Source organism: Teredinibacter turnerae T7901 (genome assembly GCF_000023025.1).
Taxonomy (GTDB): domain Bacteria; phylum Pseudomonadota; class Gammaproteobacteria; order Pseudomonadales; family Cellvibrionaceae; genus Teredinibacter; species Teredinibacter turnerae_B.
On the sequence record NC_012997.1, the window covers coordinates 4,059,211 to 4,074,936 of the forward strand.

Sequence of the window (15,726 nt, forward strand, 5' to 3'; positions counted from 1 at the left end):
CTGCAAACAAATGGTTACGAAAATTCCTCTCGAGCGAGAGGTCGTTTTCACTGTAGTTTTAACTGACGTTTTAACTGTCGTTTTCACATAAGTGAAGCTGTACACGCATAAGAGCGAGTCGAGAGGCTCAATATGGCTTGCATGGCGCGTTTGATTTAGGCCGCGGGGTATTGGAAACACTGCGCGACGCTAATAATCTTCGGCAGGTAGTTCGCGTGTATTGGAACAGTGTAGTCAGGCAGTATTCCTGCGGCAATAATTTGGCGTTAGAGTAAACTACAATCTCTAAATAACAGGTTTGTATCGGACACACGTACCGATCAATACCCTGCTATTTTTGAAGCAACGATTGTGCGAACGTCAGGCCCGCGGCCACTGTCATCGCACTCACTGCCATAAAGTTGCGTTGCCGGTTAGAAATAAAAAATTTAACGCCGCTAAAGAAAGTAGTACAGCACTACTGGCACGTGCCACATCCATTGGCAGCTTTTACATTTGGGGAGAGATTATGTCCAATTCCGGCCTTGTTATACTGGTTCTCGCGGTTGTGCTCGGTTTTTATCTAGCCGCTATTTACAACCGCCTGGTGACGCTCAAAAACCGTTACCAAAACGCATTTGCACAAATAGAAAATCAGCTCAAACGCCGCTACGACCTTATCCCCAACCTGGTTGAAACCGCAAAAGCCTATTTAAACCACGAACGCGAGACTCTGGAATCGGTAGTGAGTGCCAGAAATTCAGCCGCGCAAGCATTAACAAACGCGCAACAGAACCCCGGCGCTTCGGGGCAGATGTCGAGCCTAAGCGGAGCCGAAAACAACCTCGCCGAAGCCCTCGGCCGGTTTAACCTGGTGGTTGAGGCCTATCCTGAACTGAAAGCAAACGACACCATGGCGCAATTGAGCGAGGAGCTGTCGTCTACAGAAAACAAAGTTGCATTCGCGCGCCAGGCATTTAATGACGCAGTAACTGAATATAACGCTTACCGCGAGCGTTTCCCGCAAATACTCGTTGCGGCGAGTCTGGGCCACAGCGCATCCGCAGAGCTGCTTGAATTCGCAGATAGCGCGGCCATTCAACAACCCCCAAAAGTGTCGTTTTAAATAAGCTAAACACATGGCGATGAATTTTTTCCAACACCAGGAGAATGCGCGTAAACGCACAGCCCTACTCGTTTTGCTGCTCGTCATCGCAACCGCCAGCCTTATTTTTATAACGCTCATGGTCGTGGCTGGATTTGTCTATCTACTACAGAATTACAGTACCAGCATCAGCGCATATAACGCCTATCAAACAACGTTTACGGCACACCTCCACGCAATGCTTTTGAGCCGGTTAAGCCTGTGGATCGCAGTTGCGATAATCGCTTTGGTGGTCATTGCTGCGCTCTATAAATACCTCCAGCTCCGCGCAGGCGGCGATGTGATCGCAGAAAAATTGGGTGGTAAACCACTGCTGCCGGATAGTGCAATTTCCAGCGAGCGCAGGTTGCTCAACGTGGTAGAGGAAATGGCGATTGCGTCCGGTTGCGTTGTACCTAGTGTCTATCTGCTGCCCGATACCAGTATCAACGCATTTGCAGCCGGAAGTCATCGTCAAAATGCTGTGCTCGGTATTACCCGGGGTTGTATGGAAAAACTGTCACGCGATCAATTGCAAGGCGTTATCGCGCATGAATTCAGCCATATATTAAACGGCGACATGAGATTGAATTCACGCCTGGTGGCGCTGTTGCACGGCATATTAATAATCGGGCTTACCGGCGAATTGCTGGTGCGCAGCTCCACCACGCGGCAACACACAACCGCAGCGCGCAATAACACCAGTACACGCTGGGGGGCAGGCCTTTTGCTGGTTGGCATTGGCTATACCGGTGTACTGTGCGGAAAAATTATTCGCGCCGCAGTGTGCCGCCAGCGGGAATTTCTCGCTGACGCCTCCGCTGTTCAGTTCACCCGAAATCCCCAGGGCATCGCCGATGCCCTACGTAAGATTGGTGGCGACTTACATACCAGCCTGCTCCAGAGTAAGCATGCCGCCACCTACAGCCATTTTTATTTTGCATCTGGCGTGGGCCCGACACTCAGCAAATTATTTGCAACCCACCCACCACTTGCGGATAGAATCCAGCGGATCACGCCGGAATGGCGCGGAGATTTTTTAACCTCAGACGCCACCGATGTAGAATGCGAGCAAACTCCACCCAGCGAGCCATTGCAACGGATACAACCCGCGCAATTTGCAGCGAGTGCGCTCGCGGCCATGGGTGCGCCCACCGACGCCCATGTGTCGCTCGCGAAAAAACGTTTAGCGAAAATTACCGATAAGTTACGTAATGCTGCACGTGAACCTTTCACTGCTCGTGCCTTAATTTACGCCCTGTTGCTGGATAAAAGCACCGCCGTGCGCAAACAACAAATAAGCCTGCTCACGGATTCAGCGCACCCGGCAACCGTAAAAGCGCTGCGCCGGTTATACCCGGAGGTTTGCCAATTGGCTCGCAGCCAACAATTACCACTGGTTGAACTCTGCATGCCTGCCTTGCGGCAGCTATCCGCACCGCAGTACATGGTATTCAAAAATAACGTAGAAATGCTCATCGCAAGCGATGGTAAAACCAGTCTGTTTGAATGGTGCTTGAGTCGAATTTTGTTTGCGAACCTGGAGTCAATCACGCGAGCGAAACAACAGTTTAATGTTAAAGATGTTGTCGACGAAATCAGCCTGTTATTCAGCCTGGTCGTCGCAGCCGGCAAGAGCCCATCACCGGGTGGCGCGTTTCAAAAAGGCGTTGAAGAGTTAAATCTGCGAGGTGCCAAGTTCAAACTTAGCGACAATTTCCAGCTTAACGAAATTGATTCAGCTTTTAACCGGCTTGCACAGCTCAAATTACTGCAAAAACCCCGTCTATTGAAATCTGTCGCAAAAATCGTAAGCGCGGATGGGGAAATCACACCGTCGGAAGCAGAGTTATTTAGAGCAATCGCCGACAGCCTCGACTGCCCGGTACCGCCATTGAGTGTGTAGCAAGGCTACAGGTGTGGGGTTGCGACAATTAACTGATCGCGCGGGAAACACCACCCGGAGGCTTTCGTCCCGCCAGTCTGCGCGACTCGACAAACGTCTGCTGAATAATTAACGCATCTGAGCTCGCCCGGTGACGCAAGACCCCCAAATTGCGCTGTACCTGCAATTTGGTCTCGTCCCACAGCGCCAACTGGGTTTCGGTAGCGATAGCTTCGATTGGACTCAGCTTGAACGTCGGCGCCATTGTTGCGGCGTGGTACAACCGAATCAACCACCCGTTATCGTGCGTCCACGCGTCACTGTAGACAGTACTGTCTTTCAGGAGCATGTTCATTTCGACACAGACTTCGCGCACATCCTTGCCGAATTGGATGAGACTGTTGCGACTGATCTGGTGGATACGCGCGGCTTCGTTGCTCCAGTGAATCCAGTCCCGCTGGGGCCTGATCAAGGTGCAATAACGCTGCCCGGAGGCGGCGACTATGCCAACTTCGATGGGATAACTCTCGCTGCCAAAGCCAGAAGCTTCAAAGTCGAGAATACTTGGAAATGCGGACTGCTGCTTGTTCGTTATCATTTTTATTAAGCCCGTTTACAACGCTAGAGGAGATGAAAAACGGCGCATCAGTGCGCCGTTTTCAGTATAGAACACATCCGGAGGCCATTGCGTTAATCGACGTAGATCGGTCCGACACCGACGCCCCAGACCAACACCGTGCCAATCATAGCGGTCACCATTAACACAAGCCCAACCGTTATCACCGAGCAGGCGTACATAAATGCCCGCTCTTTTTCGATGTTCATCACAATCGGTAGCCCTTCGAAAATAAGGAACACCGCATAGGTGCCAGCAATGCCCATCGCGATAACGTTCAACCAGATCGACGGCACCACCAGAAATATCCCCGACAGGAACAGCGGAGTCGTAATACACACAGCTAACGCGGTACCGCCGTGATGGCGCTGCTCTTCCGAATCGCGCACACCATAGGTACGGGACATCCAATTCACAAACTCGCCAAGGACAAAAACGCCTGCAATGAGCGCAAAATAAGATATGGCGCAGAGGGTAAGCGCGGAATTAACCGTAAGGTGCACGGGGTCGCCGTCGCCCACAGTCCAGCCTACCTGTGTCACCCCGTAAAAGGCCGCGATCGAAGGTATCAGCGCAAGAAATGGCACATGGCCAAGAAATACCTGCTTGAACGAAGTTTTGTCGTCGCGAACTGACGCCCATTCGCTCGCAGGGTGGGTCATAATACCAACAGTGTGCTTTAGTAAAGCCATTGAATGCCTCCTAAGGGTGATCGGTGAACCGCTACTGGGGACTTCAAGCGAACAATTTCGCTGGGTGACTTTAATTGTATGGGATAGTGGCGCGGAGGGAAGATCGCAATTACGGCGGGTTCAGAATTTATTGCTATAAAAATAAAGGCGGTTTATTGGCCGCCTCTCTAAAAACTTTGCAGTGAGTAAGGGGTGTAACCTTACTTCACAACTCGCAGACTGGGGCGTTTCTGATCGCTACCGCCACCGTCAGGCGCAGTAGGCTCTGGCTCTGGCGGCGCTTCCGCATCAAACATCATTCCCTGTCCGTTTTCGCGGGCATATATGCCCAAAACGGCATAGCACGGAACATAGATATCCGTGGGAATACCACCAAACCGTGCATTAAAGGAGATGGCTTTATTGCCCAGCTCCAGACTGGCGACTGCGCGCGGAGCAATATTCAGCACTATCTGACCTTCTTTGTTGACGTACTTTTGCGGCACTTCAACACCTCCCGCCAGAGCATTGACAACAATATGGGGCGTGAAATCGTTATCTACGATCCACTCATACAATGCGCGTATTAAATAGGGACGGCTGGAAGTCATCGCCATTAGCGTATTTCTCTTGTTAGACCAGTTGGTTGAATGACAGACAGGCTGCTTAACCGAGCTCCGGGCGCATTTCACGCTCGACGTCGGTGAGGCTTTGTAGAAAAGCCTCGCGCGCAAACATGCGTTCCATATACTCGAGAAGTGGTGTCACTTGCCGGGTGCGGGGCAACTGGACACCATACCGCTCTAAGCGCCAAAGGATGGGCGCGAGACAACAGTCTACCAGAGTAAACTCTTCGCTCATAAAAAATGGCATTTCACCAAATATGGGCGCGATAGCCGTGAGGCTGTCTTTTAAGCCTTTGGCGGCTTTGTCGACAGATTCTTTGCTCGCTGCTTTTTTCAGAGTGTCGACCAGCGGACACCAGTCATTCTCTATACGATAAATAAACTGGCGGCTCTCCGCCCGCGCCACCGGATAAACCGGCAGTAACGGCGGGTGCGGGAAGCGTTCGTCGAGATACTCCATCATGACTCGAGTCTCATAGAGGGTCAGTTCTCTATCAACGAGGGTCGGCAACGAATTGTAAGGGTTGATCTCGCTCAGCTCAGCGGGCACGTCCAAGGGGTCGACATCCACTACATCCACCGTGACGCCTTTCTCAGCAAGCACAATACGTACCCTATGGCTGTAATGGTCTTCGCTGCTTGAAAAGTAGGTCATCGATGAACGCTTGGTGACGACTCCCATGTTAATTCCCCGAACTAATTGTAATTGTTGTTTTACTACTCGACGCCTCTACTCAGTGAATATCCTTCCAGTATTCACGGTTGAGCAACCAGGTAAAGATGAGCAATACAAAAAGGAACATAAACACATAAATGCCGATCTGTACGCGGCTTTCCGCAACAGGCTCAGACATATAGGTCATAAAATTCACTAAGTCATGTATAGCTTCGTCGAATTCCTCTTTATCCATTGAACCCTTTACGTCGCCAACTTTCAAGCTACCACAAGCCACAAGCTCCGGATCACCCAGCGCATTGCGCACGGTGTGACCATGGGCGTCGCGGTGTTCGCCGGGCGCGCATTCCTGCAAGCCTTGCAGTTCCAGCAACACATGGGGCATACCCACGTTAGCGAACACTTTGTTGTTCACGCCCGTTGGACGGGAATCATCTTTGTAGAAGTTGCGCAGGAAGGTGTACACCCACTCTGGAGAGCGTGCGCGGGCTACCAAAGTCAGGTCTGGAGGCGTTGCTCCAAGCCATTTTTTAGACTTGTCGGGAGCCATGGCGATTGTCATCAGCTCACCAATTTTCTGGTCGCCGAAAATCATGTTGTTTAGCATGGCGTCTTTCGGAATATCCAAATCTTCGGCTACACGCTCGTAACGTGAGTAGTTAGCTGAGTGACAGCCCATGCAATAGTTAACGAAGTATTTCGCACCGCGCTGCAGAGACTCTTTGTCGTTAAGGTCTGCGTGGAAATGATCGCATGGTACCTCACCACAAGCGCCGCCGGTAGAACCGACGGCTTTGAGAGGCACGAATACCAATACCAGGAAGAACACCAGGCCAGCTAAAACCAGGGGCAGCGGCAGGCCTTTGGCTTGCAGACGCTCGGGTTCGGGCAGCGTTTTCTCCATTTTGCTCCAGAAGGGCAGACCAATGAAGTAAGCGAAGTAAATCACGGTACAAATCTGCGACAAGGCGGTACGCGCAGGTGTTGGTGCCTGCAGGCCCAAGTAACCCAAAATGACAAATGCAGCGGCAAAGATAATCAGGGTTACGCGACTGATAGTGCCTTTGTAGCGGATAGACTTAACCGGGCTGCGATCCAGCCAGGGCAAGAAAAACAGCACTACAATAGCGAGTGCCATTGCCACGAAACCCAGGAATTTGGACGTAAATACACCACCCAAATCAAAAGTCACTGCACGAAGAATTGCGTAGAACGGCGTGAAATACCATACCGGGGCAATATGCTCGGGGGTTTTCAACGAGTTCGCCTGCTCGAAGTTGGCGTGCTCCAGGAAGAAACCATTCATTTCTGGTGCGAAGAACAACACCCCACAGAATACAAACAGGAATACCGTAATACCAACCAGGTCGTGTACAGAGTAGTAAGGATGGAAAGGCACGCCGTCCAGAGGGATGCCGTTTTCATCTTTATTTTTCTTGATCTCGACGCCGTCCGGGTTATTGGAGCCAACTTCGTGCAGCGCAAGAATATGCAGAACGACCAAAGCCAAAAGCACGATAGGAACAGCAACCACATGCAACGCGAAGAATCGGTTCAGGGTTGCGCCAGAAATAAGGTAATCGCCACGAATCCACTGCACCAGATCTTCACCAACATAGGGAATCGCACCGAACAGGTTCACAATCACCTGCGCACCCCAATAGGACATCTGTCCCCAGGGCAATACGTAGCCCAGGAAGGCTTCGGCCATGAGAGCAACGTAGATGAACATCCCGAAAATCCACACCAGCTCGCGCGGCTTGCGGTAGGAACCGTACATGAGACCGCGGAACATATGCAGATACACCACAATAAAGAACGCGGAGGCACCGGTGGAATGCATGTAGCGGATAATCCAGCCGAAGGGAACGTCCCGCATAATATATTCGACGGACGCAAATGCCTCTTCTGCGCTAGGCATGTAATTCATAGTGAGCCAGATACCAGTCAACAGCTGGTTAACCAGCACCAACAGAGACAGCACACCGAAGAAATACCAGAAATTAAAGTTTTTGGGCGCGTAATACTTGCCCATGTGAGTATCCCACGCGCGTTGCACGGGGAGTCGAGCGTCTACCCAGGTCCACAAACCAGTCAGCCAGTTATTCATCGTCTTAAGCCCCCTGATCGTCGCCGATGAGCAGCATCGAATCGCTCAAAAATTTATACGGTGGAATTTCCAGATTAAGTGGTGCGGGAACACCTTGGAACACACGGCCAGCCAGGTCGTACTTCGAGCCGTGACAACGACAAAAGAAGCCGCCGAGCCACTCTTCACCACCAAGATCTTCAGCACCGACATCGGGGCGATAACTGGGCGCGCAACCCAGGTGGGTACACAGCCCCAGCAGCACGGCAACATCTTTGTGGCCTTCCATGGAGCGCTCTTCATTTTGCACGTAATCCGGCTGCACAGATTTTTCAGACTTAGGGTCGCGCAAGCGTGAATCCAGCTCTTTGAGACTGGCAAGCGCCTCTGGGGTACGGCGCAGCACGAACACGGGCTTGCCGCGCCATTCAACGGTAATCATCTGACCTGGTTGGATTTTGGAAATATTGACTTCCACCGGCGCGCCTGCAGCCTTAGCTTTGGCGCTGGGATTCCAGGACCCGACAAAAGGTACTGCTGCGCCGACCACACCGGCGGCACCCACAACGGACGTCAGCGCAGTGAGTACTCTGCGGCGTCCTTCATTCACACCGTCATTGCTCATGACGTTATTCTCCCCTTTTCGGCTGCTATGGCCTGTAACATTGATATAAAAATTCGCCGCCCCTTACAACAAGGCACAACCCGCCCCTGAATTGCCTGAGGTTTCGACTGCAATTTTGGAAAAACTGAGATGTTGATAATTATATAGCTGGAGACCCAAATTTATTCATTGCGGCTTAGCGGATGCAGTAACAATAGCGCAATGTTGACGGGAATCAGGCCTTAGTAGTTCCGACCTGCTATCTGTGTTCTACAGCGCCCCCACAAAAAGTGGCGATATGTTAATGAAAATACCCAATTGTGACAAGGCGCACGGGCGTCTCCCTCGGCGCACCATACATACAAAAACGCCCGATCCATGCGGGATCGGGCGTTTTTGAAACGAACAGCAATACCAGCTTAACGCTTGGAGAATTGCGGCTTCTTACGCGCTTTGCGCAGACCAACTTTCTTACGCTCAACTTCACGAGCATCGCGGGTTACATAACCAGCGGCACGCAGAGTGCTACGCATAGCTTCATCGTACGCCATCAGAGCGCGGGTCAAACCGTGGCGAATTGCACCGGCTTGACCGAAGCTACCACCGCCTTTTACGGTTGCTTTGATATCGAACTTTTCAACGTTATCAGTCGCTTCCAGAGGCTGGCACACGATCATGCGAGCAACTTCTCGACCGAAGTATTCGTCCAAAGGACGATCGTTGATAGTTACCTTGCCGGTTCCTACGGAAATGAATACGCGGGCGGTTGCGGTTTTACGACGACCCGTACCATAGTATTGTTCAGCTGCCATGTTGGGCTCCTAAATTAAACGTTGAGTGCTTGAGGCTGCTGTGCCGTGTGCGGATGAGACTCGCCGGCATAGACCTTCAATTTTTTGAACATTGCACGACCGAGAGGGCCTTTGGGCAGCATGCCCTTAACCGCTGTTTCGATGGTGCGCTCAGGAGCTTTCTGGATCAGCTTTTCAAAACTGATGGATTTCAACCCACCGATATAACCGGTGTGGTGGTGGTACATCTTATCTTTCGCTTTGTTGCCGGTAACGCGAACTTTTTCAGCATTGATTACAACGATGTAATCGCCGGTGTCCACGTGCGGCGTGTACTCGGGCTTGTGCTTGCCGCGCAGGCGATGAGCAATCTCTGCCGCCATACGACCGAGCGTTTTGCCCTCAGCGTCGATGATGTACCAATCGCGTTTAACTGTTTGAGAGTTGGCACTGATGGTCTTCATGTTATTTCTGCCTTACGAAGGTACGGATTAGAAATTTAAAGTGTTACAGAGCCCCACCTAAGTCAGGAGGGGCAAAAAGGAGCGCGGATTCTACAGAATGACTGAACAAGATTCAACCACTTGCCCGCAGTAAATCGCACTTTTTGCAACCATGGGCTGCTTGCGTCAAATACCGCAGACCGCCTGGCTTAAACCCGGCTCTAAGCCAGATGTTCACGGGCGAGATATTCCTCGCTCTGCATTTCTTGCAGGCGGCTAAGGGTGCGTTCAAACTCGAAGCCGAGTCGGCCCTGCACGTACAACTCAAACATGCTGTAGGACGAAGACAGTATCAGTTTTACGTGTCGATCGTAGAATTCATCCACTAGATAGATAAAGCGGCGAGCCTGGTCATCGTTTTGCCCCGTAAACTGGGGAACCCCCTCCACGATAACAGCATGAAATTCGCGCGCCAGCTCGATGTAATCGTTCTGCGAGCGCGGCCCGTCACAAACGCTTGGGAAGCTAAACCAAGCCACATCCTCACCAAGCTTGTGGGCTGCGATCTCGCGGCCGTTAATTTCGAGGCCGAGATCCTCCTGAACCATGGCCATGTCGGGCACCAAACGCTGAAAGCAACCGTTCAAGTGCTCTTTTGCCTCCAACTCGCTACCCTGAAAGTAAAGCGCGGCCTGGGTTAACGCGCGCAGCCGATAGTCGACACCCCCATCGACGTTCAACACCTGGGTATGATTATTGAGCAAGGCGATCGCCGGCAGGAAACGGGCGCGCTGCAGACCATCGCGGTAAAGACCGTCCGGCTCAATATTCGATGTTGCCACCAACACAACACCCCGCTTAAAAAGCCCGTCGAGCAAGTTCGCCAGAATCATCGCGTCGGTGATATCGATAACGAAAAACTCATCGAAGCAGATAACCCACGCCTCCCGGGCAAGGCGTGCAGCAACAATTTCAAGGGGATCTTTTTCCCCAGACAGGCTTTTCAATTCTTCGTGCACCCGGCGCATAAAACGGTGGAAGTGGGTGCGCATTTTGGCTTCGAACGGTAAGGCATCGAAAAAAACATCCATCAAATAGGTTTTTCCACGCCCAACACCGCCCCAGAAGTACAGTCCTTTCACCGGCGCAGGCGTTGCCCCTACCAACGCACGCACTTTACCCCAAGACCGTACCCAGGAACTTTGCGGTGCCCAGGAGGTACTCGGGTAAACAGTAACCAAACGGGCGTACAAGTCTTGCAGCGCGTCCACCGCCTGCCGTTGCGCCGCATCGGCAATAAGCTGGCTATCGCGCAAGTCGCGTTGATAATGTTCCAGGGGTGTAAGTTGACTCATGGCCTAAGATCGTCAAAAAATAGAGCGCGTATTCTAAACACAGGTGTCACCCCTGTTAACCTCTCTCCTACCCTCTCTGGGGCCGGGCAACACCTCCGTCCCGCTGCAAGCGCCATTTGCGCGCTACAGAATTCACCGCAATAGCCTCTACATTGGTATATTATATTTCGTCGTTCAGTTTGGGCCGGTTTCCCATTGAGGGTAAAACAGGGAGTCGCCCAATGCTTACTATTACGGAGGTTATCTTGTTTTCTCTCGAAACACTCATCATGGTATGCGCTATCGTGCTATGCGTTGGCGCGTTGTTGGGCGCCCTTATCAGTCGCACCTTCCTGCCACCAGAGCAGAAAAGAGACTTGGAGCAGAGCCTGCAACTGACCCGTCAGGAGCTGAACCAATACCAGCAAGACGTCGCTCAGCATTTCGCTGAAACATCCAAACTTGTTCACAACCTTACCCAGAGCTACAAAGAAGTCCACGAGCACCTCGCAAAGGGCGCAGTGGAATTAACGAACTCGGAAATTAGCCGCAAAATTATCGCAGCCGGGGAAGGCACACTCAATTTGGAAGGCACGTCGATTGAGGGCGCTGCCGTTGAACCGCCGAAAGACTGGGCGCCTAAAACTCCAGGGGAAAGCGGTACTCTGAGCGAGGATTACGGTCACGACGAGGAAGAACCTGTGCATCAGCCACCGCATGTTCCCGTACCCAAAAAAGCTGGCTGAACAACGTGAAAAACACCACCGCTCCCGCCGCCTGCCGATGCACTGCCCTATAGAGACCGTTGCGCATGGGAGCAATTAGCCAATTAATCATTTATTTACGCTGGCCTGTCATGGTTGGGATGGTGCTAGCACTAACCGTGCTGGTACTTTTTCCCAATGTGCGGCCCACACCCGGGGTCGACCTTCAACGCGATAGCGGCAGCCTGACACCGAGCGATATGGAGGCCTGGCAAGGGCCAGTGTCTTACGCACGCGCCGTTGCCCGGGCTGCACCAGCAGTAGTGAACATTTACACCCTCAAACAGGTGCGCAACAGCCGCCACCCCTTGTTTGACGATCCACTTTATCGCCACTTTTTTAACCTCTCGGATATTCCCCGACAACAGCGGATGCAGTCTGCGCGCGGCTCCGGTGTTATTGTCAGCAAAGAGGGGTACATTCTTACCAGCAATCACGTTATCGACGGCGTTGATGAAATTGTTGTTTCCCTTGCCGACGGCCGCGAAGCCAAGGCCCAGCTCAAAGGTGTAAACCGCAGCAGCGATCTCGCGGTGCTGAAGATCGATCTGGATCATCTGTCACCCATCCCCATAGGCTCTCCCGATACGGCGATGGTCGGCGATGTGGTGCTGGCAATCGGTAACGCCTTCGGCATGGGACAAACTGTGACCCAAGGTATAGTGAGCGCAACTCGGCGTCGCGGCTTCAATATCGCGCACTTTGAGAACTTTATCCAAACCGATGCCGCGATAAACCCGGGCAACTCCGGGGGCGCACTCATCGATGCTCACGGCAACTTATTAGGAATCAATACGGCGATTCTGGACCAGTCCGGCTCAGCCAGCGGCATAGGCTTCGCGATACCTGCCGATACGGCTATCCAAACACTAAACGACATAGTGGAATTCGGTCGAGTTGTGCGGGGCTGGCTTGGAGTCGAGGCACAACCGCTTTCTCCGCAGCTGGCGCAGTCATTTAATCTGCGCACCACCAACGGTGTACTCATTACCCGTGTCGCCAAACAAGGACCAGCGGACAAAGCGGGCTTGCGCCCGGGCGATGTGATTACCCGTATCAACGATAGCCTGGTAGGTGACGGGCGCTGGGGACAACAGGAAGTCGCCGAGTCACGTCCTGGGGAGACGGTCTCAATCGAAATTATTCGCCAAGGGCAAGTGCAGGTCGTTGAGGCTGTACTTGGCTCAGAGCCGATTGCCAGCTAAACACTTCAAACACTGCCGGCCTGCACCAACTTAAAACGATCCTCCAGGCAAAAAAAAGCCCCCAGTACATCGGGGGCAGTGCTTAGAGCTTGAAGGAGGGAAAACAACTGGTTGCCTAAACTTCCGCGAGCGCCATTTTGCGTCGCATATAGGCGATTTGTTGCGCCAGAGGTAACTCTTTAGGACACATATCGTCGCAACCGAGCAGGGTCATACAACCAAACACGCCCTCTTCTGTGCCCAGAACTTCGTAAAAATCAGCGTCCGTACGATCGTCCCGAGGATCAATTTTGAACCGCGCCAGCTGATTAATACCGACCGCACCAACAAAGTCAGAGCGCATCTGCGCGGTACCGCAGGCAGCAATGCAGCAGCCGCATTCAACACAACGTTCAAGTTCGTAGATTTTGTCCGCGACCTCTGGCTCCATTTTTTCTTCGAGATCACAAAAATCCCGCTCTTGCTCTCTGTTGTGAATCCAGGTCTCGAGATGCTCGCTCATATTGCGCATCCACTTGCCGGTATTTACCGAAAGATCGCCAATAAGCTCGAAACCAGGCAGCGGAGCCAGATTAAGCACTTGAGGCAGCTCCTGAGTCAGGGTGCGGCAGGCCAATTTAGGCCGGCCATTCACCAGCATCGCGCAACTGCCGCAAATACCGGCACGGCATACAAAATCGAACTGGACGGTTGGATCCTGATTTTCACGAATCTCGTTCAAGAGGATAAAGAGCGTCATGGAATCCGCTTCTTCCACCTCAAAGGTATCCATGTGCGGTACGCTGTTTTCGTCCTGCGGATTGTGACGGAAGATATTGACGGTTAACTTGCGGTATTCGCCCGCACCCGCTTCGACTTGTTTAACAGGGATAGTGTTCACGTCATACTCCTCTTAGTTGCCCGCCTCTACAAGGCGGCCATTGTCATCTTCGCCCAACCGCGCGTTTTTGCCTTGCAGCGCCTCAGGTAATTTAGCGCGATAAGCCATCAGCTCATCCTGGCAGTCAAATCGATTGCCGTTTTCGTACTTGGCCTTTATGGAATCAACCTCTGCCTGACGTACCGGTGTGTCAGGGTGGTCCACTCGATCTTTGGCGCCATAACCACGCCAGCCGGGTGGCATTTCCATTTTCATCACATCCAGTGGCTCGTAGTTCAGCGTGGGCATGAAGTCCTCGCTCATGTTCCAGGACGCCAGCGTACGGCACAGCCAGTCTTTGTCGTTACGCAGTTTGAAATCTTCGCGGAAGTGGGCGCCGCGACTTTCTTCGCGAGCCAGCGCACCCTGCGCCACACAAAGGCTCAAACGCAGCATACTTTCTACCCGGTAGGCCGCCACCAGTTCAGGGCTACCACCGCGTGCACTGCTGTGCACCGCAATATTTTTCGCCCGCTCACGCAACGCCTGCAGTTGCGAAACAGCCTCTTGCAGTTTGTCGCCGTGGCGGAAAATGGCCACATTGCTGCTCATCAGTTCCTGCATGGAGCGCATAATATGGAACGGATTTTCGTTGCCTTTGCTGTTGCAATAGCCCGCAAGGCGCGACGCCTGCATGTTGTACGCATCGCGAATGAGTGCCGTAGACACAGTAATATCTGCGCCTTCAGTACCCACGTAATCCGCCATAAACTCGCCAACGATCATACCGGCAACCGCCGTTTCCGCCACCGAGTTACCCCCCAGGCGATTAAAGCCATGCATATCCCAGCAAGCAGCTTCACCTGCGGCGAACAAGCCGCGCAACTGAGGTGACTCCCCTTTGTAGTTGGTACGCACACCACCCATAGAGTAGTGCTGACAGGGGCGCACAGGAATCAGGTCTTTGATGGGGTCAACACCGAGGAAGTATTCACAGATTTCTTTTACTTCCCGCAGCTTGCCTTCAATATGTTTTTTACCCAGCAGGCGAATATCCAGCCACAAGTGCTCGCCGAAGCGGCTTTGCACTCCCTTACCGCTGAGAATATGGTGTTCCATCCAGCGGGACACCACATCGCGCGACGCGAGTTCTTTTTTCTCTGGCTCGTAGTCCGGCATAAACCGGTGCAAGTCGCGGTCGAGCAACAGACCGCCATCACCCCGGCAGCCTTCAGTTACCAGAATGCCCGCAGGGAAAATACCGGTAGGGTGGAACTGCACCGCTTCCATATTACCCAGGGTCGCTACACCGGTTTCCAGGGCAATCGCTGTTCCCATACCTTCGTTGATTACCGCGTTGGTCGTGGCGCGATAGATACGACCGTAGCCGCCAGTAGCGATACAAGTGGCTTTGGCGATATAAGTCACCAGCTCACCGGTCATCAAGTTACGCACTACCGCACCGTAGCAACGCTCGCCGTCGTGAATCAGCGATATAGCCTCCATACGCTCATGCACAGGAATGTTCTCTGCAATCGCCTGGTTGCTCATGGTGTACAGCATCGAGTGGCCAGTGCCGTCCGATACATAACAAGTACGCCACTTTTGTGTGCCGCCAAAGTTACGCGCGGCGATCATACCGTGGGCATCGTCCCGCTCGGGAAGCGACACTGTTTTGCCATCGATAACATGCTCGTGGCTGCCGCGACTAACCCGACCCCAGGGCACGCCCCAGGCCGCCAGTTCGCGCACCGCTTTTGGCGCGGTATTAACAAACATCCGGGCCACATCCTGATCGCAACCCCAGTCACTGCCTTTTACGGTATCTGCAAAATGTATATCTTCGTTGTCTCCCAACCCTTTGTTGGTGTTGCCGAGACTGGCCTGCATTCCCCCTTGCGCAGCCGCCGAGTGGGAGCGTTTGGGCGGAACGAGGCTTAGAACAATCACATCATGGCCGGCGCGACGCACGCCGATGGCGGCCCGTAAACCAGCGAGACCACCGCCTATCACTAAGGCATCGGTATAAATCGTTTTCAT

The 15,726-nt window shown here is 52.8% G+C and carries 15 protein-coding genes; 4 read left to right on the forward strand and 11 right to left on the reverse strand.

The window, feature by feature from the left end:
• The first annotated feature begins 508 nt into the window (after positions 1 to 508).
• Both TERTU_RS16275 and TERTU_RS16280 read left to right on the forward strand, forming a co-directional pair.
• Positions 509 to 1,105: a LemA family protein gene (locus TERTU_RS16275; RefSeq protein ID WP_228378178.1), complete on the forward strand. Its 597-nt coding sequence runs from the start codon at positions 509 to 511 to the stop codon at positions 1,103 to 1,105.
• Between the two features lie 13 nt (positions 1,106 to 1,118).
• Positions 1,119 to 3,029 carry a M48 family metallopeptidase gene (locus TERTU_RS16280; RefSeq protein WP_015818859.1) on the forward strand — a complete coding sequence of 637 codons (1,911 nt, stop codon included), beginning with the start codon at positions 1,119 to 1,121 and terminating at the stop codon, positions 3,027 to 3,029.
• A 28-nt stretch (positions 3,030 to 3,057) separates the two neighbouring features.
• Here TERTU_RS16280 and TERTU_RS16285 read toward each other — a convergent pair whose 3' ends face one another.
• The 9 genes from TERTU_RS16285 to zapE form a co-directional block, all read right to left on the reverse strand.
• Complete coding sequence (locus TERTU_RS16285) at positions 3,058 to 3,606, reverse strand: hypothetical protein (RefSeq protein ID WP_015818401.1); 549 nt, start codon at positions 3,604 to 3,606, stop codon at positions 3,058 to 3,060.
• Between the two features lie 92 nt (positions 3,607 to 3,698).
• A complete protein-coding gene (locus TERTU_RS16290) occupies positions 3,699 to 4,316 on the reverse strand; it encodes a Yip1 family protein (RefSeq protein WP_015818212.1) in 618 nt (205 codons plus the stop codon).
• 200 nt (positions 4,317 to 4,516) lie between these two features.
• On the reverse strand, positions 4,517 to 4,912 hold the full coding sequence (locus TERTU_RS16295) for a ClpXP protease specificity-enhancing factor (RefSeq protein WP_015817134.1): 396 nt from the start codon (positions 4,910 to 4,912) through the stop codon (positions 4,517 to 4,519).
• Positions 4,913 to 4,961: 49 nt separating this feature from the next.
• Positions 4,962 to 5,603, reverse strand: coding sequence for a glutathione S-transferase N-terminal domain-containing protein (locus tag TERTU_RS16300; protein WP_015818722.1), 642 nt, complete (start codon positions 5,601 to 5,603; stop codon positions 4,962 to 4,964).
• 52 nt (positions 5,604 to 5,655) lie between these two features.
• On the reverse strand, positions 5,656 to 7,707 hold the full coding sequence (locus TERTU_RS16305) for a ubiquinol-cytochrome c reductase (protein WP_015820188.1): 2,052 nt from the start codon (positions 7,705 to 7,707) through the stop codon (positions 5,656 to 5,658).
• Between the two features lie 4 nt (positions 7,708 to 7,711).
• Positions 7,712 to 8,311, reverse strand: a complete 600-nt coding sequence (gene petA / locus TERTU_RS16310) for a ubiquinol-cytochrome c reductase iron-sulfur subunit (RefSeq protein WP_015819478.1) — start codon at positions 8,309 to 8,311, stop codon at positions 7,712 to 7,714.
• Positions 8,312 to 8,709: 398 nt separating this feature from the next.
• On the reverse strand, positions 8,710 to 9,102 hold the full coding sequence (gene rpsI / locus TERTU_RS16315; protein ID WP_015820116.1) for a 30S ribosomal protein S9: 393 nt from the start codon (positions 9,100 to 9,102) through the stop codon (positions 8,710 to 8,712).
• Positions 9,103 to 9,116: 14 nt separating this feature from the next.
• Positions 9,117 to 9,545: a 50S ribosomal protein L13 gene (rplM, locus tag TERTU_RS16320; protein WP_015820565.1), complete on the reverse strand. Its 429-nt coding sequence runs from the start codon at positions 9,543 to 9,545 to the stop codon at positions 9,117 to 9,119.
• 200 nt (positions 9,546 to 9,745) lie between these two features.
• A complete protein-coding gene (gene zapE, locus TERTU_RS16325) occupies positions 9,746 to 10,879 on the reverse strand; it encodes a cell division protein ZapE (protein WP_015818934.1) in 1,134 nt (377 codons plus the stop codon).
• A gap of 221 nt (positions 10,880 to 11,100) precedes the next feature.
• Between zapE and TERTU_RS16330 the strand changes: the two genes are divergently transcribed.
• On the forward strand, positions 11,101 to 11,604 hold the full coding sequence (locus tag TERTU_RS16330) for a Z-ring associated ZapG family protein (protein ID WP_015819406.1): 504 nt from the start codon (positions 11,101 to 11,103) through the stop codon (positions 11,602 to 11,604).
• A gap of 65 nt (positions 11,605 to 11,669) precedes the next feature.
• The gene (locus tag TERTU_RS16335; RefSeq protein ID WP_015817767.1) at positions 11,670 to 12,827 is read left to right on the forward strand and encodes a S1C family serine protease; all 1,158 of its coding nucleotides are present in this window, start codon (positions 11,670 to 11,672) and stop codon (positions 12,825 to 12,827) included.
• A gap of 115 nt (positions 12,828 to 12,942) precedes the next feature.
• On the opposite strand, the gene TERTU_RS16340 is transcribed toward TERTU_RS16335, so the two are convergent.
• Positions 12,943 to 13,707 carry a fumarate reductase iron-sulfur subunit gene (locus TERTU_RS16340; RefSeq protein WP_015817821.1) on the reverse strand — a complete coding sequence of 255 codons (765 nt, stop codon included), beginning with the start codon at positions 13,705 to 13,707 and terminating at the stop codon, positions 12,943 to 12,945.
• Between the two features lie 12 nt (positions 13,708 to 13,719).
• Positions 13,720 to 15,726: a fumarate reductase flavoprotein subunit gene (locus tag TERTU_RS16345; RefSeq protein ID WP_015820691.1), complete on the reverse strand. Its 2,007-nt coding sequence runs from the start codon at positions 15,724 to 15,726 to the stop codon at positions 13,720 to 13,722.